The organism is Microbulbifer maximicatervae (SeqCode) (assembly GCF_052467815.1).
In genome coordinates this window covers 4866808-4889277 of record NZ_CP174326.1, presented here as the reverse complement: position 1 = coordinate 4889277, position 22470 = coordinate 4866808, and the positions used below count along the sequence as shown (strand labels likewise).

Annotated in this window: 21 protein-coding genes; 13 read left to right on the top strand and 8 right to left on the bottom strand. The window is 51.8% G+C overall.

The annotated features are described in order from the left end of the window. Positions 1-98: 98 nt before the first annotated feature. Positions 99-989: a TraB/GumN family protein gene (locus ACJJIW_RS21170; protein ID WP_444936280.1), complete on the bottom strand. Its 891-nt coding sequence runs from the start codon at positions 987-989 to the stop codon at positions 99-101. Positions 990-1160: 171 nt separating this feature from the next. On the opposite strand from ACJJIW_RS21170, the gene ACJJIW_RS21165 reads away from it, so the two are divergent. Then, on the top strand, positions 1161-2258 hold the full coding sequence (locus ACJJIW_RS21165) for a glycosyltransferase (RefSeq protein ID WP_282932035.1): 1098 nt from the start codon (positions 1161-1163) through the stop codon (positions 2256-2258). 48 nt (positions 2259-2306) lie between these two features. On the opposite strand, the gene ACJJIW_RS21160 is transcribed toward ACJJIW_RS21165, so the two are convergent. The 3 genes from ACJJIW_RS21160 to ACJJIW_RS21150 form a co-directional block, all read right to left on the bottom strand. Further along, the gene (locus ACJJIW_RS21160; protein WP_444936279.1) at positions 2307-2879 is read right to left on the bottom strand and encodes an acyloxyacyl hydrolase; all 573 of its coding nucleotides are present in this window, start codon (positions 2877-2879) and stop codon (positions 2307-2309) included. Between the two features lie 111 nt (positions 2880-2990). After that, positions 2991-4139 (bottom strand): sigma-70 family RNA polymerase sigma factor, encoded by a 1149-nt coding sequence (locus tag ACJJIW_RS21155; protein WP_282932036.1) that lies wholly within the window; start codon positions 4137-4139, stop codon positions 2991-2993. A 193-nt stretch (positions 4140-4332) separates the two neighbouring features. Beyond that, complete coding sequence (locus ACJJIW_RS21150) at positions 4333-4755, bottom strand: hypothetical protein (RefSeq protein WP_282932037.1); 423 nt, start codon at positions 4753-4755, stop codon at positions 4333-4335. Positions 4756-5035: 280 nt separating this feature from the next. On the opposite strand from ACJJIW_RS21150, the gene ACJJIW_RS21145 reads away from it, so the two are divergent. Next, entirely contained in the window at positions 5036-5344 is a 309-nt protein-coding gene (locus ACJJIW_RS21145) for a hypothetical protein (RefSeq protein WP_282932038.1), read from the top strand. Positions 5345-5435: 91 nt separating this feature from the next. Here ACJJIW_RS21145 and ACJJIW_RS21140 read toward each other — a convergent pair whose 3' ends face one another. The 4 genes from ACJJIW_RS21140 to ACJJIW_RS21125 form a co-directional block, all read right to left on the bottom strand. Next, positions 5436-6194, bottom strand: a complete 759-nt coding sequence (locus ACJJIW_RS21140) for a YciK family oxidoreductase (protein WP_444936278.1) — start codon at positions 6192-6194, stop codon at positions 5436-5438. A 52-nt stretch (positions 6195-6246) separates the two neighbouring features. Continuing rightward, entirely contained in the window at positions 6247-6906 is a 660-nt protein-coding gene (locus tag ACJJIW_RS21135) for an HAD family hydrolase (RefSeq protein ID WP_413662676.1), read from the bottom strand. A gap of 12 nt (positions 6907-6918) precedes the next feature. After that, complete coding sequence (ubiG, locus tag ACJJIW_RS21130; RefSeq protein ID WP_444893285.1) at positions 6919-7620, bottom strand: bifunctional 2-polyprenyl-6-hydroxyphenol methylase/3-demethylubiquinol 3-O-methyltransferase UbiG; 702 nt, start codon at positions 7618-7620, stop codon at positions 6919-6921. Between the two features lie 66 nt (positions 7621-7686). Next, complete coding sequence (locus tag ACJJIW_RS21125) at positions 7687-9012, bottom strand: TRZ/ATZ family hydrolase (protein WP_444936277.1); 1326 nt, start codon at positions 9010-9012, stop codon at positions 7687-7689. A gap of 192 nt (positions 9013-9204) precedes the next feature. Between ACJJIW_RS21125 and gyrA the strand changes: the two genes are divergently transcribed. The 11 genes from gyrA (at position 9205) to ACJJIW_RS21070 (ending at position 22280) form a co-directional block, all read left to right on the top strand. Next, positions 9205-11766 carry a DNA gyrase subunit A gene (gyrA, locus tag ACJJIW_RS21120; RefSeq protein ID WP_444936276.1) on the top strand — a complete coding sequence of 854 codons (2562 nt, stop codon included), beginning with the start codon at positions 9205-9207 and terminating at the stop codon, positions 11764-11766. 167 nt (positions 11767-11933) lie between these two features. After that, on the top strand, positions 11934-13013 hold the full coding sequence (gene serC, locus ACJJIW_RS21115) for a 3-phosphoserine/phosphohydroxythreonine transaminase (RefSeq protein ID WP_444893288.1): 1080 nt from the start codon (positions 11934-11936) through the stop codon (positions 13011-13013). 46 nt (positions 13014-13059) lie between these two features. Further along, positions 13060-14163, top strand: coding sequence for a prephenate dehydratase (pheA, locus tag ACJJIW_RS21110; protein WP_444936275.1), 1104 nt, complete (start codon positions 13060-13062; stop codon positions 14161-14163). Continuing rightward, positions 14163-16394 (top strand): bifunctional prephenate dehydrogenase/3-phosphoshikimate 1-carboxyvinyltransferase, encoded by a 2232-nt coding sequence (locus tag ACJJIW_RS21105; RefSeq protein ID WP_444936274.1) that lies wholly within the window; start codon positions 14163-14165, stop codon positions 16392-16394. Before pheA ends, ACJJIW_RS21105 begins: the two co-directional genes overlap by 1 nt. Before the next feature lie 74 nt (positions 16395-16468). After that, a complete protein-coding gene (gene cmk / locus ACJJIW_RS21100; RefSeq protein WP_444936273.1) occupies positions 16469-17158 on the top strand; it encodes a (d)CMP kinase in 690 nt (229 codons plus the stop codon). Positions 17159-17326: 168 nt separating this feature from the next. Further along, complete coding sequence (gene rpsA, locus ACJJIW_RS21095; RefSeq protein WP_108733850.1) at positions 17327-19006, top strand: 30S ribosomal protein S1; 1680 nt, start codon at positions 17327-17329, stop codon at positions 19004-19006. A gap of 141 nt (positions 19007-19147) precedes the next feature. Further along, on the top strand, positions 19148-19456 hold the full coding sequence (gene ihfB, locus ACJJIW_RS21090) for an integration host factor subunit beta (protein ID WP_282932044.1): 309 nt from the start codon (positions 19148-19150) through the stop codon (positions 19454-19456). Between the two features lie 92 nt (positions 19457-19548). Further along, complete coding sequence (locus tag ACJJIW_RS21085; RefSeq protein ID WP_282932045.1) at positions 19549-19857, top strand: lipopolysaccharide assembly protein LapA domain-containing protein; 309 nt, start codon at positions 19549-19551, stop codon at positions 19855-19857. A gap of 1 nt (position 19858) precedes the next feature. Further along, positions 19859-21052: a lipopolysaccharide assembly protein LapB gene (gene lapB / locus ACJJIW_RS21080; RefSeq protein WP_282932046.1), complete on the top strand. Its 1194-nt coding sequence runs from the start codon at positions 19859-19861 to the stop codon at positions 21050-21052. 70 nt (positions 21053-21122) lie between these two features. Beyond that, positions 21123-21830, top strand: a complete 708-nt coding sequence (pyrF, locus tag ACJJIW_RS21075) for an orotidine-5'-phosphate decarboxylase (protein ID WP_444936272.1) — start codon at positions 21123-21125, stop codon at positions 21828-21830. 141 nt (positions 21831-21971) lie between these two features. Continuing rightward, positions 21972-22280 carry a ComEA family DNA-binding protein gene (locus ACJJIW_RS21070; protein WP_444907759.1) on the top strand — a complete coding sequence of 103 codons (309 nt, stop codon included), beginning with the start codon at positions 21972-21974 and terminating at the stop codon, positions 22278-22280. Positions 22281-22470: the final 190 nt, after the last annotated feature.

Sequence of the window (22470 nt, the reverse complement as noted above, 5' to 3'; positions counted from 1 at the left end):
GTGCTATTCGAGTTTAGCAATAGAAAAGGTTGGGGCGTGGCGGTGTGATGAGAAGAGGGGCGCAGAAAGCCTGCGCCGAAAATGCTCAGGGTGACATATTAAAGGCGCTCTAGCTTGTAACCACTGTCACTCAAAAACTTGATAACGCTACGATCGCCTACTAGGTGGCCAGCGCCGACAATAACGAAAAGAGATTTGTAATTTGGCCCCTTTAGGGCAATTTTTTCTGCCATCTTTTCATTGCGTTCAAAGAACAAAGTGTCATAAAGAGGTTTATATTCAGGGTTCTCTGTTAGACCATCCAGGATGATTAGGCGGTTTAATTCATCCTCATCACCTCTTTTCCATGCGCCGGTCAGCTTGGGCAAAAAGGATGAAATATCCCCAATTTGCTCGAGGGTTTGTTGAAATAATAATGCAGGGTTGTCCAGGCCATTTAACATTTGGAACTGTTGGAGAACTCCTTCCAGTTCCAGAATAGATTTCCCATCTTTTTTAGCTTTCAACAGAAAATGGCGATCAATGCCGAGCTCTGGATTGAGGCCGTGGGCTTGCATCTCAATCATGCTTATGGAAATCATGGCAATGGCGGGACGCTGCTGGATAAACATAGCTTCGGGCATATTCCGCTTTCGCATCCAAGATTTTAGTTGGCTATAAAGCTCCGGTGGTAATTCGTCTTTTAAGGTGCGTTTTCCCTGGTATACAGACTCCATCTTGATTCGCTGCTGCAACAGGCTATCGCCTTCTGCAGCTAGAATATCGGCCTCGACGGCAATGGCGTCACTTTTGGTATAGGCTTGCTCGATTTTTGATCTAAGGGGGTAAAAATCCTCAGTTGCCAAGTGAACAGAGCCTAATAAGTAAATGGTTTTACTATCTTTGGTCGCTTTCCAGAAGACACCTTTGTCGCTCTCAGCAGCTGAAGCACCTATTGTTAGCAGAAGCAGCGTAAAGGCGAGAAAGTAACTTATTTGTCGGTGAAGCATTTTCAGGTCCCTGAGTGGTTTGCCATTGCAAATACTATCACTAACACTTTCGGGTGCCAGGGGAGCTTTTGCGTATGGAGTCACTGGCTTGCAAATTAGTGATGATTTACTGGGAAATTATCTTATTGGAAGTCAAAATAGACCTTTTGGTTTGTTGCCACGGAAGTCAAATTGAAAGTTGTACAATTTTTGCCCAATCTAGAGCCCGGAATCACAGCAACTCTTGCGCTTGAGTTTGCAAGTGAACTGGTCAAAAACGGCCACGAGTCTCTGGTGATTTCTGCTGGTGGGCCATTGGAGGCGCGGTTTCGTCTGCACGGTAGTGACTTTATCAGCTTTCCAAAAACCACTGAGTCAATATGGTCTTTGCGGCATAAATCCCGCCTGCGTAAGATTCTTACGGGGTTGAACCCGGATATTGTCCATACCTATGGCCGTTTAACAGCTTTTCTAGCTTGGCGCGCCTTAAAGAGTGAGCCGGCTACAAGTCGGCCCAAGCTGGTACCTCTTGTGGATAAACCTTTTCCCAAAAGTTACTTAAATAAAGGTTTTCTGTCGGGAGATGGAATTATCGCAACCTCGCATGGGGTTGCAGAGAACCTGAGGAATTCCTCTGCCAAAATTGTTGAAAACTCCGTAGAGGTTATTTATCGCGGTATCAATATTCGCGAGTTTGATCGAGAGAAACCAGTGGCGAGCCAGTGGCAATTGAAGCTTTTGAATAGTTATCCTCAGCTGGAAGGGAAAAACTGGTGGCTGATGCCGGGAGAGATCTCTGCAAGTGGGGGGCAAGAAGAGTTTTTACATATGTTGGCCCAAGCTGCTGCACACAACGAAGATATTCATGGAGTGATTGTAGGGGCTTTGATGGATGATGATTTACGCTATTTGAAAAAACTGGAAGGGCTCGCGCAAGAATTGGATCTCGGCGGCAAGGTAACTTTTCTCGGTGAACGCCGTGATATGCGTGAGTTGTATGCAACTTCCCAGTTAGTATTTCAACTCGCCAGTGAGAAGGATGAGAATGCAAAGTATTCCAAGGAGGCAATGGCAATGGGGCGCCCGGTAGTCGCTTATTCTGGAGGCTGTACGGGTGAGGTTTTGCAAAATTATTTCCCCGAAGGGTTGGTGGAGCGAGGTGATATTAAATCTTTAATACAAACAAGTTTGAATTTGCTGAACAAGCCAAACAACTCGAACCCTCAAGAGTTTAGTTATGCAGCTTCAGCTGGAAAAACCATAGATTTTTTTCAGAATCTTATAAGTTAATTTGGTGGGCACGCGAGTCGCTAGTAGCTGGGCTATAGCATTGAGTCTTTAAAAACTAAGATGTCCATTTAAAGAGGCAAAATCAAAGCCGGGGTTGGGTGTATTGGTTCTGGCGTTTGAAAAGTGACTGTATCTTAATGAAAGGATGTAGCCTCTGGAAAAGCGGTACCCAAGAGCAAAGTGCAGGGCAAAATTTAGTTTGGTGCTCAATCCGATATCACCGAAGTTCTTTTGGCTTAAGTAGGACGCGCCTGCACCTGCTTCAGCAAATCCGCCCTGAAATTCATTTCGAGGGTACCAGCGGAGAATTGGTTTAATTTCGAGAATATTTTGCTGCTGTTTCTCGCTTCGATGCTCAATTCGCATATGGGAGTAACTGCCTTGGCCCCACCATTGTAATGAATTATTGCCAAGGCTAAATGAAGACAGTAAATGTGAGTAGCTAAATCCAGCCATTTCTGAAGCCGAGATAGAGCGATACTGCATCAATTCATTCCCAAGTCCTTTGCCTGCACTTACAATGAATTCAGATTCCGCGTGGATTGGCGGAGTAAGGAAGAGTCCGCAGGAAAAAATATAGGCGCAGTATTTAAAAGCACTGCACTTATCGTTAAAGGCCACTGATTTACGCATAGCTTCGCGGTACTAACTGATAGGGCTGTTTTAAAGACTAGTGGGAAAGGGTTCGATGGCAAGCTCCCTAAAGAGGCTTGCCACCGGCTTCTTCCTTTTCTAGCGCCACTGCCGTTTCAGTTGTCGAAGTGCGTCAGAATGTAGTTGCCTCGCGCGCTCCTGGCTAAGCCCTAACTGCTCACCAATAACCCGAAAAGAACAGTCCTTGTCAGAAATTAACCCGTACCTCAAGTTGAGGACTGTCCTTTGTCGTGCGGGGAGACGGGCAACAGCTTCACGGAGGCGCTGAGCTAGCTCCTGGTTGGTTACCAGTTCATCGGTATTGTACAGCTCGTCAGCTGGCGCATAGTCCAGTCTGGTGCTGCTTTGGTCATCTGCAACCGGGTCATCCAGAGAGCCGGTGGGCCCAGGTAGCTTTAACAGGCTCTGAATTCTCTCAATGTCCAGTCCGGTGTGGCGGGCTAGGTTGTCATCAGATGCGGGCTGCCCCTGAGCACGGACTTCGCCAATGGCCCTGTAGATTGCTCTTAAATCATCCTGAACATTAGCCGGTTGTCGGACTAGATCTTCGTTGCGCCTTAAGGCTAATTGAATTTCTTGCTGAATCCACCAGTAGGCATAGGTGGAAAATCGATATCCCATTTGTGGTTTGAATCGCTCAATGGCTTTCATTAATCCAACATTGCCTTCTTGAATTAAATCGATAAAGGGCACAGATGGGTTGCGAAAGCGTTTTGCGATAGCAATAACCAAGCGCAGATTACATTGGATCAGTTTTTTCCGCTGTTTTTGAAAGCGTTGTAATAGCCCGATTATCCTGCTGCGACTGCGCCGATCCAAATGTTCACTTGTGAGGAGGATTTCCGTGTGAGCAATGATTAATCCATGGTCGTAGGCACCGGTGCTTCCTCGTTGTTCCACTCCCTCACTTCGCAGCTGGACCAGTTCGGTGCCGCTTTCCTGGAGGTTGAATATTAGCTTTTCCTCCAGGTCACGTAGTAGGCAGGTGGTGCTGTGTTCTTCCTCCGGGGTCAGTAGTTCAAGCCTATATAGATGCTTGAGATAGCTTTGCATTGGGGTGGTGCCACTCTCGGAGAGGGATTCACCCGTTGCGTGGATCTCTTCCACGCCTGGGCCTTGCTCGACCTGGGGGTCGGGCTCGCTAGCGCCCTGGCAGGAGTCAGAGAGTGGTTCGCCTGTATCCTTCAGCCATTCTTCATCCCTTGAGTAAAAATGTTCTCGGGACAAGTGCTTAAACCTTCTGTTGGCTGTGTAAGTACTACACGCTGTTTAGCCTCTCAAGGCGCTTTTGGCGCCTATTCCTTTCTCACTATAGAAGAGTGTTGCTGAAAGTGCCTGGGTTGGTTGAAATTAGGAGGGTGGATTATTGACGGGAAATGATTGGGGTGGGTGCAGGCACCCACCAAGAGGGGCGCGGATACTACTTAACGCGTTTTACGCGAAGCTTTGGTCCACCGTCGGCAGGTTTCATAAAAAAGGAGCCGAACATGGCTCGCTCTACAACCACAAGGTCGCCGATTTTCCAATTTACTCCCTTTGAGTCATTTTGTTTCCACGTTTGGCCATTATTGAGGGAAATTAGACGCTTCTGGTGCGCTGCCATTTGGATTGCGACTATTTTCGCCTCAATATGTTTGGGGGCCTCTTCAGCTATCCGTTTTTGTTCTTGGCCAAACTCTTTAACTGCTTGCTGATCAAGGGAGTTGGCGATCCGGTCATAGCATCTGAGACGACCTTCTTGGGGTTTAATTTCAGAGCAGGATTTGACTTGGTTCTTTAACGAGTCCGCAAATATTGGCGAGGAGGAAAGTGCTAGCAGGGCAAAAATGATGAGGGCTTTCATAGTTCAGGGTGTCGACTTATTTGCTAATTATGACTTTTATTCTGCCTGACATGGTCGGCATGAACAAATAGATTTGGGAAAAGGCTCACACTTTTCAGCTTGCCAACATGAAAGAATTTGCGCAATAGCACAGATGACCTGAGAAGCGGCCTTAATGGCTAATTTATTTGAGATGTTGGGTTAGGTTTGAAGTCAGGGGGTGACTAACTATGCCTCTAAAAGTCTGGCAAGCTATCAATAAGCAAAAAATCATAAAAGTTAACTATCCAGGGGCGGAAAGATGAAGGGGTTGCTAACACCTGCAGCACTGTTTGCTGTTGTGATTGGGTATGTGTCTTGCGAAGGAATAAGTCTCGCAGTGTCTGACCGGTCTGCAGCTTATGCTGTGGGGATCGTGCTTAGTGAGAGTGATGATCAGTCTGTTGACTACAACCAATACTCGGGAGACGCTCAAGATATAGAGCTGTTTGATGGCTCGCATATGATGGAGTTTGAGGGTGATGTATTTGCCGATGCTCCGGAGCATATGCCGCCAGTTGGGGAAGGCTCAGGTGCAAAAGATGGTGATGAAAAGGGCTTCGGTGAATAGTTAATTAGCTACCGAGTACAATTTCAATCAAGAGTTTCATGGACAAGCGCCCGAGACCGAAGTTCGGATTCTTGTCCATGGGGCAGGGTCTCTATTTCTTCTGGGCGCTAAAATGCTTCCCGCTTATGCCGTTGCTGTCTCTACCCATTAAGTAGAGGTAGGTGGGCATAATATCTTCTGCAGAGGTTACCGACTGGGGGTTTTCTGCTGGGTAGGCAGTTGCTCGCATTGTTGTACGGGTTGCCCCAGGGTTTAGGGAGTTGACCCGGGTATTGGAAACCCCTTCCAGTTCATCGGCGAGTACCTGCATTAGCCCTTCGGTGGCAAATTTCGATACTGAATAGGCTCCCCAATAGGCTCTCCCTTTAACTCCAACGCTGGAGCTTGTAAAAATAACAGAGCCGGCTTCTGATTCCTCTAGCAGGGGCAGCATTGCCTTTGTTAGCCCAAATGCTGCATTAACATTGACCTGCATTACTTGTTGCCAAGTATTGAAATTGTAATTGCCGATAGGGGTGCGTTGCCCGAGTAGGCCGGCATTGTGCAGGAGTCCATCCAGGCGGCCAAACTCGTTGCGAATAGCTTCTGCAAGGCTCTCGAAATCCTCTATTTTTGCCGCACCCAGGTCCATGGGGAAAATAGCCGGTTTTGGCCCACCGGCAGCCTCGATTTCGTCATAGACTGCTTCTAACTTGGGAGTTGTACGCCCTAGCAAAATTACCGTCGCCCCGTGAGCGGCAAAAGTCTTTGCTGCAGTTTTACCTATGCCGTCTCCGGCACCGGTGATAAGAATAATCTTGCTATTTAATAAGTCGGAGGGCGCTTGATAGTCGCCAACAAAGTCTGACATGAAATATCCCGATACTGTCACCGGGCTTGGGTGCCCGGTATTACTTCAAGTTTCAAAAATAGTGTTGTTCTAGAAGGGGCCAAATTTCATTGGCGGAATTTACCAGGTGGTCTGCCCCCCAATTGGCGGGGTTATCTGTTGAGTCAATATAACCATATCCGCAAGCGATAGTTGGCATACCAGCCTTTTGGCCGGCGATGATATCGCGCTTGTGGTCGCCGATATAAATTGCTTCAGCGGGAGCGCAGCCAATCTGGCTGCAGGCTAAAAATAGGGGCTCGGGGTCCGGCTTGGATTTGCTGACGTGGTCAGGGCAAACAATTGCAGAGGCTGGCGGTAGATGGGTAAAGGCTTCCATCAGAGGAGTGGTGTAGGCCTCCGGTTTATTGGTGACAATCCCCCAGGGAAGGTTTTTTTCAACCAGGTTGTCGAGCAGATTGTCGATGCCAGGGAAGGTGGTCGTCTTCTCTGCAAGGTGTGCGAGGTAGAGGTCCAGTAACCTTTGTAGTAATCCTGGGAAGGCAGGGTCACCTTCTTCTTTGTTAAACCCCAATGTGACCAGCGCCCTGGAACCATTGGATACGGTTCCCCGGATCGTCTCGTCAGGCAGTGGAGGTAATTGTTCCTGTTGGCGCAGTTGATTTAATACAACAATAAAATCTGGCGCTGTATCAAGCAGGGTACCATCCAGGTCAAATAAAACGGCTTTCATTTTGCAGTTCACTTATTCTGGTTTGCTGGCATACATCAAATAATTGACGTCGACATCCCGGGGGTTCAATTTGTAGCTTCGGGTAACCGGGTTATAAGTCATACCGGTTATATCGTGCGCTTCCAGGGACTCATCGCGCAGCCAGGCGCCCATTTCTGAGGGGCGGATAAACTTACTGTATTCATGAGTGCCCTTGGGCAGTAAGCGTAGGACATATTCCGCTCCGACTACGGCAAACAGCCACCCTTTAGGGGTGCGGTTGATCGTAGAGAAGAATAGTTTACCGCCGGGTTTTACAAGTTTCGCGCAGGCGCGAATGACAGAAGAGGGGTCTGGTACATGCTCAAGCATCTCCAGGCAGGTAACAATGTCAAAGCTCTCGGGCGCTTCTTCTGCCAGTTCCTCTACTGCCACTTTGCGATAGTTGACGCTGACGCCACTTTCGAGGGCGTGGAGTTTGGCGACATTGAGTGGGGCTTCCCCTAGATCGATACCGGTAACATCGGCTCCCCTCTGTGCCATGGCTTCAGCCAGGATACCGCCACCGCAGCCCACATCGAGGAGCTTCTTACCGGCAACCGGAGCATACCCATCAATGTAATTTGCACGCAGTGGATTGATTTCGTGTAGTGGTTTGAACTCGCCTTCCTTGTCCCACCAGCGGCTGGCAAGTTGCTCAAATTTGGCGATTTCTGAGGGATCTACATTGCTCATGAACTTCTTTGCAAACTCCGTCGCTCGTAACCGGCACTTTTCAGTGATTGGGCCGGAATCAGTTATCTAGCGTAAATTTCCGCTGATTCTATCACGCCATATTTGCGCCCGCTGGATAACCTCAGTTTCGTTTAAGGTTTGTAGCTGGCGCTCCTTTAAAAGTTGTCGCCCTGCAACCCAGATATCGCTGACATTGTGTCCTCCGTTGGCATAAATCAACTGGGACACGGGGTCATGCAAAGGCTGCTGCTCTAGACCGCCGAGGTTGATAGCAGCAATGTCTGCGCTTTTACCTACCTCCAGGCTTCCGGTTATATCTTCAATTCCCAGTGCTTTGGCTCCGTTGATGGTCGCCATACTCAGTGTCTTATGCGCGGGTAGGGCTGTTGCGTTCCCGCTAACAGCTTTTGCCAGTAGTGCGGCTGTGTTGGCTTCGGAGAACAGGTCTTGGGTGTTATTGCTCGCGGCGCCATCGGTGCCCAGGGAAACGTTGATGCCGGCTTCCAGCATGTCATAGGTCGGGCAAAAGCCTGAGGCGAGCTTGAGATTGGATGATGGGCAGTGAGAAACATGGGCGCCACTTGAGCTCACTAGCTCAATATCTCGCTGGTTGGTGGCCACCATATGTACACAAAGTGTCTGCGGCCCTAGCAGTCCGAGGCGGAATAGCCGCTCGGTGGGTCGCTCTCCAGTAGCATTCAGGGCGCTTTCAACTTCAGCGTGGGTCTCGTGGAGGTGCATTTGCATGGGGATCTGCGCTTCGGCAGAGCAGACTGCAATTTTTTCCAGTGTTTTATCCCCCACGGTATAGGGGGCGTGGGGTGCAAATACCACCTCAATTCGATCGTGCGCACGGTAATCATCGCGTAACGCCAATCCTTTGTGTAGGGCCTCATCGCTATTGCGGCTCCAGGGGGTTGGGGCATCCAGTACGGGGAAGGCGATATGGGCCCTGATTCCGCTCTCCCGCGCAGCAATGGCGACGGCTTCCGGGAAGAAGTACTGATCAGAAAAAGTGGTAGTACCAGAGCGCAGCATCTCGGCAATCGCTTGCCGGCTGCCGTCAGCTACAAATTGCGGACCTACCCAGCGTTGCTCTGTCGGCCAGATGTGTTGCTCCAGCCACTCTTTAAGGGGGCGGTCATCAGCGTAGCCGCGCAATAGCGTCATGGGTGCATGGTTGTGAGTATTGATTAACCCTGGAATTAGTGCGTGTTGCCCCAGGTCGACTTCATCTTTTGCCTTAAAGCGAATTGAGGCCTCAGCTGTGGGTACCAGGGCAGAGATTTTGCCCTTTTCTATTGCGAGCGAACAATTTTCGTACACTTTTTTCTCGGGTACGACGGGTATGATCCAGCGTGCGTGGATCAGGGTATCGACAGCTTGTTGCATGAGGACTTATCTGGTGGCTGCTGTGGGGGTGTTTTACTGTAGCCGCAGTCAATGGGGGCCACAACTGTGGTTTGTGCCGCAGTTGTATATCTCCGAGTCCCACGACTCCAAACATCTCAAACTATGGTAGAATCGCCCGCTTATCCCGGGCACAGTACGTACGCCCGCGCTATAAAAGGAACGCCGTAAGCCATGGGCGAATTAGCCAAAGAAATCTCTCCGATTAATATCGAAGAAGAACTCAAGCAGTCTTATCTCGACTATGCCATGAGCGTGATTGTCGGGCGCGCACTGCCGGATGTACGCGATGGCCTCAAGCCGGTACACCGCCGCGTGCTCTACGCGATGAGCGAGCTTAAAAACGACTGGAATAAACCTTACAAGAAATCAGCGCGTGTCGTTGGTGATGTAATCGGTAAATATCACCCGCACGGAGACACTGCGGTCTACGACACTATTGTGCGTATGGCGCAGCCGTTTTCTATGCGTTACACCTTGGTAGATGGCCAGGGTAACTTCGGTTCTATCGATGGTGACAGTCCAGCTGCCATGCGATACACCGAGATTCGTATGGACAAGTTGGCCCACGAGCTGCTGTCCGACCTCGATAAAGAAACTGTTAATTTTGTCGATAACTACGATGGTTCTGAGCAAATGCCGGAGGTATTGCCTTCGCGTGTGCCGAACCTATTGGTCAATGGTTCCTCCGGTATTGCGGTGGGCATGGCCACCAATATCCCTCCCCATAACCTGGGTGAGGTGATCAAGGCTTGCCTGGCTCTGATCAATAATTCCGAGTTGACCGTCGACGACCTGATGGAGTACATCCCCGGGCCGGACTTCCCCACGGGCGCCATCATCAATGGCCGCGCCGGTATCCTGTTGGCCTACCGCACTGGCCGTGGGCGCATTTATGTGCGTGCCAAAGCGGATGTGGTCCGCGATGACAAGACCAATCGCGAAACCATCATCATTACTGAGATCCCCTTCCAGTTGAATAAGGCACGCTTGATCGAGCGTATTGCTGAGCTGGTGAAAGAGAAAAAGATCGAGGGTATCTCTGAGCTGCGCGATGAGTCCGACAAAGACGGCTTGCGCGTAGTGATTGAGCTTAAGCGGGGAGAGCTGGGTGATGTGGTTCTGAATAACCTCTATTCCCAGACCCAGCTGGAAAGCGTCTTCGGTATCAATATGGTGGCCCTGGTCGATGGCCAGCCGAAGGTATTGAATCTCAAAGAGCTGCTCGAGCACTTTATTCGCCACCGTCAGGAAGTCGTTACCCGTCGCACGGTCTACCTGTTGCGCAAAGCCCGCGAGCGCGGTCATATCCTGGAAGGTCAGGCAATTGCCATCGCCAATATCGACCCGGTTATTGAGCTGATCAAATCTTCCGCCACGCCGGCAGATGCCCGCGAGGCGCTGCTGGCCAAGGGTTGGAAGATAGGGAATGTACAGCAGTTCCTGGAGCGCGCTGGCGCCGATGCCTGCCGACCGGACGATCTGCCGCAAGAGTTTGGTTTGCGTGATGGTGTTTACTACCTGTCTCCGGCCCAGGTCCAGGCTATCCTCGAGTTACGCCTGCACCGTCTGACCGGTATGGAGCATGACAAGCTGCTGGCAGAATACCAGGAGCGACTGGAGCAGATTGCTGAATACCTGCATATCCTCGGTAGCTTCGAGCGTCTGATGGAAGTGATCCGCGAAGAGTTAGAGCAGCTGTCAAAGGACTTTAACGATGAACGTCGTACCGATATCGTTGCGTCTCGCCAGGATCTGACTGTTGAAGATCTGATTACCCCGGAAGACAAGGTAGTAACTATCTCCCACGGTGGTTACGCCAAGAGCCAGCCTCTGGCCGATTACCAGGCCCAGCGCCGTGGCGGTATGGGTAAATCCGCGACCCAGGTAAAAGACGAGGACTTCGTTGAGCATCTATTGATCGCCAACTCCCATGACACCCTTTTGTGCTTCTCCAATAAGGGCAAGGTGTACTGGTTGAAAGTCTACGAAGTGCCTACCGCTGGCCGAGCCTCCCGTGGTCGCCCAATGGTTAATATGCTGCCCCTGGAAGAGGGCGAGCGTATCAGTAGCATGATGCCGGTGTCTGAGTACGACGAAAATCACTTTATCTTCTTCACCACTGCCAATGGCACCGTGAAGAAAACCCCCCTCACCGCTTTTGCCCGCCCCCGCAGTGTTGGTTTGCGTGCAATTGAGCTGGAGGAGGGCGATCGCCTGGTAGCCACTGCGATTACCGATGGTGAGCGCGATGTAGCGCTGTTTACCAGCGCCGGTAAGGCAGCGCGCTTCTCCGAGTCCAATGTGCGCTCTATGGGTCGTGTTTCCCGTGGTGTTCGCGGTATTCGTATGCAGGAAGGTCAGCAGGTTATCGCTATGGTTATCCCTGAAGAGGGTGGCTCTGTGATGATGGCTACTGAGAATGGTTACGGTAAGCGCACAGCTATCAGCGAATTCCCCACCAAGGGACGCGGTACCCAGGGTGTTATTGCGATCGCGGAAAGTGAACGTAACGGTGCCTTGGTTGGGGCCTGTCAGGTGCACCCAGGTGAGGAGATGATGTTGATCTCCGACCAGGGCACTCTGGTGCGTACCCGTGTTGATGAAGTGTCTGTACTTGGGCGCAACACGCAGGGGGTGCGAGTGATTCGCCTGAAGACTGGCGAGAAGCTGGTTGGTCTCGGTCGCATTGAAGAGACCGAAGATGATGGTGAAGAAAACGGTGGGGAAGAGTGACCCACCGCTCCAGACCACTAAGAAAGGCTGCGTTTATCGCGGCCTTTCTTGCCTTTGGCTCTCACGAAAAACGCTAAAGGCGCGATATCTATCCCCCTGAATGGCAATTTGTGCGTAGACACATCTAGTTGTATTTGAAACCTTTTTTGTATTGTGGAAATCAGCTCATGAGGAAGTTTAATTTCTGTGCAGGCCCTGCCGCTTTACCGCAGCCCGTACTGGAGCGGGCGCAAAGGGAGTTGCTCAATTGGCAAGGGCTCGGTTGCTCTGTAATGGAGGTCAGCCACCGCTCTCCAGAGTTTGTTGAAGTAGCTGAGCGGGCCGAACAGGACCTCCGCGATCTGCTCAGTGTGCCGAGCAACTACAAAGTGTTGTTTCTTCAGGGCGGGGCAACTGGGCAATTCAGTGCCGTGCCCTGGAATCTTCTCGGTGCCGGCTCATCCAAAGCTGAATTTATACACTCCGGTAGTTGGGCGGCCAAGGCGATCAAAGAGGCTCGTCGCTATGGTGAGGTAAATGTGGTTGCATCCAGTGAGGATCGCAACTTCAGCTATGCACCTGCGGCAGACAGCTGGCAGTCGAGTGGTGATGCGGCTTATTTCCACTATACCCCCAACGAGACAATTGGCGGTGTTGAGTTTGGCTATGTGCCGGAAGTGGAGTGCCCGCTGGTGGCGGATATGTCCTCAACTATTTTGTCTCAACCGATTGAGGTGGAAAAGTTCGGCGTTATCTATGCCGGCGCGCAGAAAAACATTGGCCCCTCAGGTATCGCTGTAGCCTTGGTTCGGGATGATTTACTCGATCGCTCACTGGAAAATATTCCTCGCAGTTTGAGCTGGAAGGTGGCTGCAGAAGCGGGCTCTATGGATAACACGCCGCCTACTTTCGCTTGGTACTTATCTGGTCTTGTCTTCCAGTGGTTGAAAGATCAGGGGGGAGTTGATGCGATGGCTAAGCAGGCCGATGCTAAATCCAAAATGCTGTACGACTTCCTCGATAGCAGTGACTTTTTCTCCAGTCCGGTTGAGGAGGGAAGTCGCTCCCGCATGAATGTGCCCTTTGTATTGGCTGACGATCGCCTGGATAAGCAGTTTTTGATTGAGTCAGAAGAAGCGGGTTTGTTGAGCTTAAAGGGGCACCGCTCTGTGGGTGGTATGCGTGCGTCGCTATATAACGCCGTTCCCATGGAGGCAGTGGAAGCGCTTGTGGCATTTATGGCGGATTTTGAAGCGCGCAAGGCTTAGGTGGTTAATTCAATCTTGATGATTTCTAGAGAAAGTAGATAGACGAATGGCAGAGGAAACTGTGAGTGGCGACCAGCGACTGCTGGAGCTGCGCAATCAGATCGACAGTATTGATGGAGAGATTGCTCGCTTAATTAGTGAGCGGGCTCGCTGTGCCCTGGAGGTTGCAGAGGTTAAGAAAGCTACTGGCGAGGATGCTCTCTATTATCGGCCGGAGCGTGAAGCACAAGTGCTGCGCAAGGCTATGGAGCGCAATAATGGCCCGCTGACTGATGAAGAAATGGCGCGACTGTTTCGCGAAATTATGTCGGCCTGCCTGGCCTTGGAAGAGCCCGTCAAAGTGGCCTACCTGGGCCCTGAAGGTACCTTTACCCAGCAGGCGGCATTAAAGCACTTCGGCAACTCTGCCCAGAGCCGGCCGCTGGCGGCAATTGATGAAGTTTTCCGTGAGGTAGAAGCAGGGGCCGTCAGTTACGGTGTTGTGCCGGTAGAAAACTCTACCGAAGGGGTGATCAATCACACCCTGGACAACTTTATGCACTCCAACCTGAGTATCTGCGGTGAGGTGGAGCTGCGTATCCATCATCACTTGATGATCTCAGATGTAACGCGCCCAGAGTCAATCACTCGTATTTATTCCCATGCGCAGAGCCTGGCGCAGTGCCGCAAGTGGCTTGATGCCCATTATCCCAATGTGGAACGTGTTGCAGTTTCCAGCAATGCGGATGCGGCCAAGCGCGTTAAGGGTGAGTGGAATGCTGCGGCGATAGCTGGCGATATGGCAGCGGAACTCTACGGGCTGAAGGTGCTGTCGGAGAAAATAGAAGATCGCCCGGATAATTCCACCCGCTTCTTGATTATTGGTACCCAGCAAGTGCCTGCGAGCGGGGATGATAAAACCTCATTGATGGTATCAATGCGCAATGAGCCAGGTGCTCTGCACGATCTCCTGGAGCCGTTTCGTCGCTACAGTGTCGATTTGACTCGGGTAGAGACCCGGCCATCGCAGTCTGGCAATTGGACCTATGTGTTCTTTATCGATTTTAGCGGCCACCGCGATACCCAGGGGATTGCCGAGGCGCTAAAAGAGGTTGGAGGCTGTGCCTCAGATCTGAAAGTGCTGGGTTCCTACCCTCGCGGAGTGCTGTGATGGCGCAAGCTCAAATTGGCCGACTGCTGGTTGTTGGGATCGGTTTAATTGGGGGGAGTTTTGCCCTTGCACTGAAAGCTGCTAGGGCTTGCCGAGAGGTTATCGGGGTCGCTCTGGAAGAGAGTGTCTGCGATGAAGCCAGGGCGCTCGGTATTGTTGATCGGGCCAGCACCAGTCTAGAGCTGGTATTGCCGCAGCTGGAGCCGGGCGATTTGGTGTTTGTGGCTGTGCCGACACTGGCGATTGAGTCTGTATTCGCGCAGCTTAAAGAACACCTGCCGGCGGGAGTCACTGTGACAGATGGCGCCAGCGTAAAAGGTAGCGTGGTGGCAGCGGCAGAAAAAGTGTGGGGAAGTGCTCCAGATTTTTTGGTGCCAGGGCATCCAATCGCTGGCTCTGAAAAAAGTGGTGTTACCGCGGCGAGAGATGACCTCTATAGGGATCACCGCATTATCCTGACGCCGCTTGCGAATACAGGGGCTGCTCATTTGCAGCTCGTGGAGCGAGCATGGCAGGCCGTGGGAGCTGAGCCCCTGACAATGTCAGTGGAGGAGCACGACGAGGTTCTGGCTGCTACGAGCCATCTTCCCCATGTCATCGCTTTTAGCCTTGTGGACACTTTGGCCCACGATGCGGAAAACGAAAATATCTTCCGTTATGCGGCGGGAGGCTTCCGTGACTTTACTCGTATCGCTTCCAGTGACCCGGTTATGTGGCGAGATATTATGCTCGCCAATCGGGATGCCATCTTAAAGGCCATCGACCTATACAGCCTCAACCTTTCTTCCCTGCGCGACGCTATTGCCTCCGGTGATAGCGCTGCCCTGATGGGGGTTTTTACTCGCGCCAAAGCGGCACGGGATCACTTTACCAAAATGTTGGCAAAACAAGCGTATTCGGAACCTATGCAAGAACAAGAGATTACTTTTATCGTGCAGCCGGGCGAGGCTGTAAATGGCAAGCTCAGGGTGCCGGGGGACAAATCCATGTCGCACCGCTCAATTATGCTGGGCTCCCTGGCCGAGGGAGTTACAGAAGTTGAGGGCTTCCTGGAGGGCGAGGATGCACTGGCAACCCTGCAGGCTTTCCGCGATATGGGGGTGGTAATTGAGGGGCCGGATAATGGTCGGGTTGTAATTCATGGCGTGGGTCTTAATGGCTTGCAGGCACCGCCCGGACCGCTATATCTCGGTAACTCCGGGACCTCCATGCGCCTGTTGGCTGGATTGCTTGCCGGGCAGGATTTCGACGTAACACTCACTGGTGATGAGTCCCTGTCAAAGCGCCCGATGAATCGCGTGGCTAACCCCCTGCGTGAGATGGGTGCAAATATTGAGACTGGCCCGGAAGGCCGTCCGCCGCTTTTGATTAAGGGTGGTAGTGCGTTGAAAGGGATCGATTACCCGCTGCCGATGGCCAGTGCCCAGGTGAAATCAGCGGTATTGCTGGCTGGGCTCTATAGTGAGGGTCAAACGTCTACCGTTGAGCCGGCGCCCACTAGAGATCATACCGAGCGCATGTTGCAGGGCTTTGGTTATAAGGTGGAGCGGGATGGTGCTCAGGCTAAGTTGGTGGGCGGTGGCTCACTGAAATCCTGTCGCATCGATGTGCCTGCCGATATTTCTTCAGCTGCATTCTTTATGGTTGCTGCCGCTATCTCTCCCGGTTCCGATGTTGTGCTGGAGCATGTGGGGATCAATCCCACCCGCGATGGGGTTATCAATATCCTCCGTGCAATGGGCGGCAATGTTGAATTGCTGAATATGCGCGAAGTGGGCGGTGAGCCGGTGGCGGATATTCATGTTCGCTATGCGCCCTTGAAGGGAATTCGCATCCCTGAGGATCAGGTGCCCCTGGCGATTGATGAGTTTCCCGCATTGTTTGTTGCGGCAGCTTGTGCAGAAGGTGAGACCGTCCTGACTGGTGCGGAGGAGTTGCGGGTCAAGGAAAGTGACCGGATTCAGGCGATGGCAAATGGCTTGATTGCACTTGGGGTAAAAGCTGAGCCAACACCGGACGGTATCGTGATCCAGGGCTGCAAAGAGGGTGTGGTATTTTCTGGAGGCACCGTCGATAGCTTGGGGGATCACCGTATTGCTATGGCGTTTGCAGTGTCATCGCTGCGCGCAAAGGATACAATCCGCATCCTTCACTGCGCCAATGTGGCGACCTCATTCCCGAACTTTGCCGAACTGGCAACGGGCGCGGGTCTCAAGTTGCAGTTGGCGTGACACGGGCATTCAGGTTTGGGCGGTTGTGGTTCGCTTGAGTGCATCCGCCAGAGATGTTGAGTTGTAAAGAAAATATGAGTGATACAAACGGGTTGCCACCAGTAGTTACCATTGATGGTCCCAGTGGTTCGGGTAAGGGAACCATTGCAAAGCTTTTGGCTGATCGCTTGAGCTTTTCCTTGCTGGACTCCGGGGCCCTTTATCGGGCTGCCGCTTTGGCCGCACTTAATAAGGAGGTTGACCTCTCCAATGACAAGTTGCTGACTGAATTGGCGAAAGACCTCGATGTACGCTTTACCGTGAGTGCCGGTCAGTTGCAGGTGTGGCTGGAAGAGAGTGATGTCACCGCAGATATCCGTATGGAGCGGGTAAGCATGGCCGCGTCCAAGGTCGCGGCAATTCCCGGAGTGCGGGCAGCGCTGCTGCAGCGCCAGCGGGACTTCCGTCAAGCCCCCGGCTTGGTTGCCGATGGTCGGGATATGGGCACTACCGTGTTTCCCGACGCGCCGGTCAAGGTTTACCTAACCGCCAGCGCTGAGGAGCGCGCTAACAGGCGTTTCGCTCAGTTGCAGGAGAAGGGGGTTTCTGTTAGCCTCCGCGACCTGCTGGAGGACATCCGTGCCCGAGATGCGCAGGATATGAATAGAAAAGCCTCCCCCCTGGCTCCCGCTGAGGATGCGGTTGAGCTGGATAGTACGGGGGTGAGTATCGATGAAGTCCTCGGAAAAGTGCTCGATTTGGTTCAGGACCGCATTTTATCCTGAAGTTCGGGCAGTAAATAGTTTTCTAACGACAGCGGCCGGGATCAGCCAGAATCGCCCGGCCGTTATCGTAATCCGACCCGCGTGCTGGCAGCGCGGTTGGGGTCGCGGCTGGCGGTTGACTAGACTTAACAGTTACCAACGGCTGGACCCAGCACTATAGGTAATGTAATGAGCGAGAGCTTTGCTGATCTATTTGAAGAGAGCCTGAAAAGCGTTGAAATGGCACCGGGCGCAATTGTTACTGGTGTTGTAATCGACGTAGATAAAGACTGGGTTACCGTTCACGCGGGCCTGAAGTCTGAAGGCGTTATCCCTGCTGCACAATTCGCCAACGATAAAGGTGAAGTTGAGCTGCAGGTGGGCGACGAAGTACAGGTTGCCCTGGAAGCTGTAGAAGACGGTTTCGGTGAAACCCGTCTGTCCCGCGAAAAAGCCAAGCGCGCTGAAGCCTGGAAAATCCTCGACGCAGCTCACGCAGCTGACGAAGTGGTTAAAGGCGTTATCAGCGGTAAGGTTAAAGGTGGCTTTACTGTTGATGTTGCCAATATCCGTGCGTTCCTGCCCGGCTCTCTGGTTGACGTTCGTCCGGTTCGCGACACCGCGCACCTGGAAGGTAAAGAGCTCGAGTTCAAAGTTATCAAGCTGGACTCCAAGCGCAACAACGTAGTTGTTTCCCGCCGCGCCGTTATGGAAGCTGCCACCTCCGAAGAGCGTGAAGCTCTACTGGAAAGCCTGCAGGAAGGCATGAGCGTCAAGGGTATCGTGAAGAACCTGACCGACTACGGTGCTTTCGTAGACCTGGGCGGCATCGACGGCCTGCTGCACATCACCGATATGGCTTGGAAGCGCATCAAGCACCCGAGCGAGATCGTGAACGTTGGCGACGAGATCGAAGTAAAAGTACTGAAGTTCGACCGCGAGCGCAGCCGTGTATCCCTGGGCCTGAAGCAGTTGGGCGAAGATCCTTGGGTATCCATCAAGCAGCGTTACCCAGAGAACAGCCGCGTGAAGGCTGTTGTAACCAACCTGACCGACTACGGCTGCTTTGCCGAGCTGGAAGAAGGTGTGGAAGGTCTGGTACACGTTTCCGAAATGGATTGGACCAACAAGAACATTCACCCATCCAAAGTTGTCCAGGTTGGCGACGAGGTAGAGGTGATGATCCTGGATATCGACGAAGAGCGTCGTCGTATCTCCCTGGGTATCAAGCAGTGCCAGGAAAATCCGTGGGATGCCTTCGCGCGTAAATTCGCTAAGGGCGACAAGATCTCCGGTAAGATCAAGTCCATCACTGACTTTGGTATCTTCATTGGTCTCGATGGCAGCATCGACGGTCTGGTTCACCTGTCCGACATCTCCTGGAACGAAGCTGGCGAAGAAGCTGTTCGCAAGTTCAAGAAAGGCGACGAAATCGAGACTGTTATCCTGGGCATCGATTCCGAGCGTGAGCGTATCTCCCTGGGTGTCAAGCAGTTGGAGTCCGATCCATTCTCCGACTACGTTACCACCAGCGATCGCGGCAGCATCGTTGTAGGTACTGTTAAGGAAGTTGACGCTAAGCAAGCAGTAATCACCCTGGCGGACGAAGTAGAAGGCGTACTGCGCGCTTCTGAAATCAGCCGCGACAAGGTTGAAGATGCTCGCAACGTTCTGAAAGAAGGCGAAGAAGTAGAAGCTAAGATCACCAGCGTGGATCGCAAGAACCGCGTGATCAGCCTGTCTATCAAAGCCAAAGACCAGGACGACGAGAAGCAAGCTATCAAGGATCACAGCAAGAAGCAGTCTGAACAAGTTCAGCCCGCTACTATCGGTGACCTGATTAAGGCTCAAATGAATAACAAAGACTAATCGTCTTTGAGTGTTCATAGCTCCAAATGGATCATTTGGAGCGACCCGAAAGCCGGACTGGGGTTGCCCAGTCCGGCTTTCTATTAGATGATTGGTGCTCTACTCCAGAATAATCAATGACTTACAAAGGTTGCGGAGCGCATGACCAAGTCCGAACTGATCGAAAGGATTGCGTTGAGGTTGGATCAGCTGCCAGTTAAGGATGTAGAGCTGGCGGTAAAAGTGGTGCTCGACACCATGTCAGATGCCCTGTCCCAGGGTGAGCGTATAGAGATACGCGGCTTTGGTAGCTTTTCTCTTCACTATCGAGCCCCGCGTACGGGCCGGAATCCCAAAACTGGGGATGCGGTTGATCTCGCCGGGAAATATGTCCCGCATTTCAAGCCTGGCAAAGAATTACGCGACAGAGTGAATCGAAGTATGCATGATGAGGCGAGTATCGAAGTATGATTGCTCCCTGGCAGCAGTATATGTACTGCTATTAACAGGGATGAGCTTCGTCGTTATTCGATAAAGTTATTTTGTGGAACGTGGAGGTTCCCTTGTCATTTTTGCGTTGGCTGACACGCATCGTCTATGGGGTCGTCGCCCTGCTGTGTATTGCTTTGGGGGTCTATTTCGCAGTTGCCAATCCGGAGACTGTCGCGCCAAATATTGTGGGCTATCAACTGCCGTCGGGAAGCGTGGGCTTCTGGCTTATCGGTTTCTTGTTATTGGGGTTGCTTCTGGGTTTTGTTGTCAGTCTGCAGCCTATTTTTATCAAGCGTCGCCAAGTACGGGCGCTCGAGAAGCAGTTGAAGAAAATGGAGCGGGAGCTACACTCCGCCCACCGCAAGGCCTCTGGAGACTGATTTGCTCGATTTTACCTATTTCTTTTTCCTGCTTGCGGCAATCGCGATCGGCTGGGTGCTGGGGCGAGGCAGTGCCAAAAAGAAAGTAGAAGATTACAGTGAGCAAGAACATGCCTTAGTGCGTTCATACGCGCAGGGCCTGAATTATTTGTTGAGCGAGCGCCACGACGACACCATCGATAAATTTATTGACTCCCTAGAGGTCAGTCAGGCTACTTTTGATACCCATCTGGCCCTTGGGAGCTTATTGCGCCGAAGAGGTGAATACGACCAAGCGATTCGAGTCCATCAAAATCTACTTGGTCGTCCCAGTTTGTCCAGAGTTAGTCAAAATAAGGCCCAGCTTGAACTCGCGTGCGATTATATTTCTGCGGGCTGGTTGGATAGGGCTGAGCGCTTGCTGCAAGAGTTGGTTGAAACTTCCCAGGAACTGAAGGCTGTTAGTCTGGAGCGCCTGATTGAGGTCTATCGGGATGAAAGAGAGTGGGCTAAAGCAATCCATGCAGTAAACCTGTTGCACGGTCGACGGTTCAAGCGCCTCTCAGCTGACTGGGCGCCGGTTCAAGCTCATTTTTGCTGTGAATTGGCAGAGGAGTCTATAGCGGCAAAGGATTACCTCAGTGCGCGGAAGCATATCGACTCCGCCCTGAGTTATGAGCGCAGCTCGGTACGGGCAAATTTGCTGTGGGGGCGCCTTGAATACCTGCTTGGCAAACCAAAAGAGGCTATTAAGGTATTGCAGCGAATTCCCAAGCAAAGTCCGGACTATATTCCTGAAATCCTCGAGTTGTTGATCACTTGTTACGGGGATTTGGGGGATGGCAAAGGATTGGATCGCTATCTTGAATCCTTGTTGAGGGAGCACCCATCGAATAGCGTATTAATTGCCCTGACCGAGCGTATTCAAAAGCAAGATAGCGAGGCCGCAGCGGCGGCATTTATGGGGAAGCAGTTGGCGCTGCGCCCATCATTGAGGGGGTTGGGACGTTTTCTCGATCTTCATATAGACAGTACAGAGGGTAGGGCGAGAGAGAACCTAGCCTTACTCAAAACATTAATTGATCAACTAATAGCAAGTCGCCCTCACTACCGCTGCAGCAATTGCGGGTTTTCGGGCAACCAGTTGCACTGGTTATGCCCGAGCTGCAAGCACTGGGATTCAGTGCGCTCCGTTAAGGGGATTGAGGGCGAGTAAAGTAATGACTGTCCTATTCACCGGGCTGGCGGCCTGGTCGGGACGGCTTTTGAAATAAATGAGGTTTTTCTTGCAGTCTAAAGTTTCTTCTCCGGTTATCGTTGCTCTGGATTACGACAATGCTGAGTCTGCACTGGCAATGGCAGATCAGCTCGATCCGTCACTGTGTCGGGTCAAAGTTGGTAAGGAGCTGTTTACTGCTGCTGGTCCAGACCTGGTGAAAACGCTGGTTGACCGGGGCTTCCAGGTATTTCTGGATCTTAAATTTCACGATATCCCCAATACTGTTGCGAAGGCTGTTAAAGCTTCTGCGAAATTGGGTGTATGGATGGTTAATGTTCACGCAAGTGGTGGTGAGCGGATGATGTCGGCTGCTGCCGAGGCTCTGCGGGAATTTGGCGAAGATAGGCCTCTATTAATTGCGGTTACCGTACTTACCAGCACAACTGAAGAGGAGCTGGCTGCAGTTGGTGTGGCTGCTCCGCTGGAAAAGCAGGTGTTGCACCTGGCCTCTCAAGCTAAATCCTGCGGTCTCGACGGTGTAGTCTGCTCCGCACGGGAGGCCCAACTGCTGCGAAGTGAATGCGGAGCCGATTTCTCCCTGGTGACGCCAGGAATTCGTCCCGCGGGCTCTGATGCCGGGGATCAGCGACGCACTTTGACGCCTGCTGAAGCTTTGGCGCAAGGTTCTGACTATTTGGTTGTGGGTCGTCCCATCACCGCGGCTTCTGAACCCCTAGCGGCCCTAAAGTCAGTACTGGCTGAAGTGGCAGATTAGGATGGTTATCTTGCTTCGCAGCTTGTAATGATGTGTAATTAGGCCTGAGCCGACAGAAAGTCGCCTGTTGATATCATGGCGTTGCTTAGGGGAGGTAATTGCAGTCCCAAAGTGAAACTGATAATTCACTGGGAGTTGACCATGAAATTGACCTACCGATTGTTTTCTGTTGTTTTTGCACTAGCTGTTTCGCTCTTTCTAAACCCCTCTACATATGCGGAGGAGTTGGAGAGTGTTGATGCCAAGGAAGTTGTGCTGTCAGTCAATGTTAATAGTGCTTCAGCCATTGAGCTTGCTGAGAAATTGGATGGTATTGGCGAGGCGCGAGCGCAACTGATTGTTGAGTATCGAGAAGAGCACGGCCCGTTCACATCTGTAGAGCAGTTGTTGAATGTTAAAGGTGTAGGTGCAGCAACCCTGGACAAGAACAGGGGTATAATTCGGCTCTGAAGATTTACGGGTCCCGACTGGTAGGTCCATAGTTGCCTCCGGTCGGGGTTTTGAGTTGATAGACAAGAGAGTCGCGATAGATGAGCCCCCTTGGTACCGTTCAACTGCTTCCCCCGGTAAGATGTAATTCTTGGATTACATTAGTCACAAAGCTTCGTAATTTATTGTGTTCTGTCCCCCGCTCTGATCT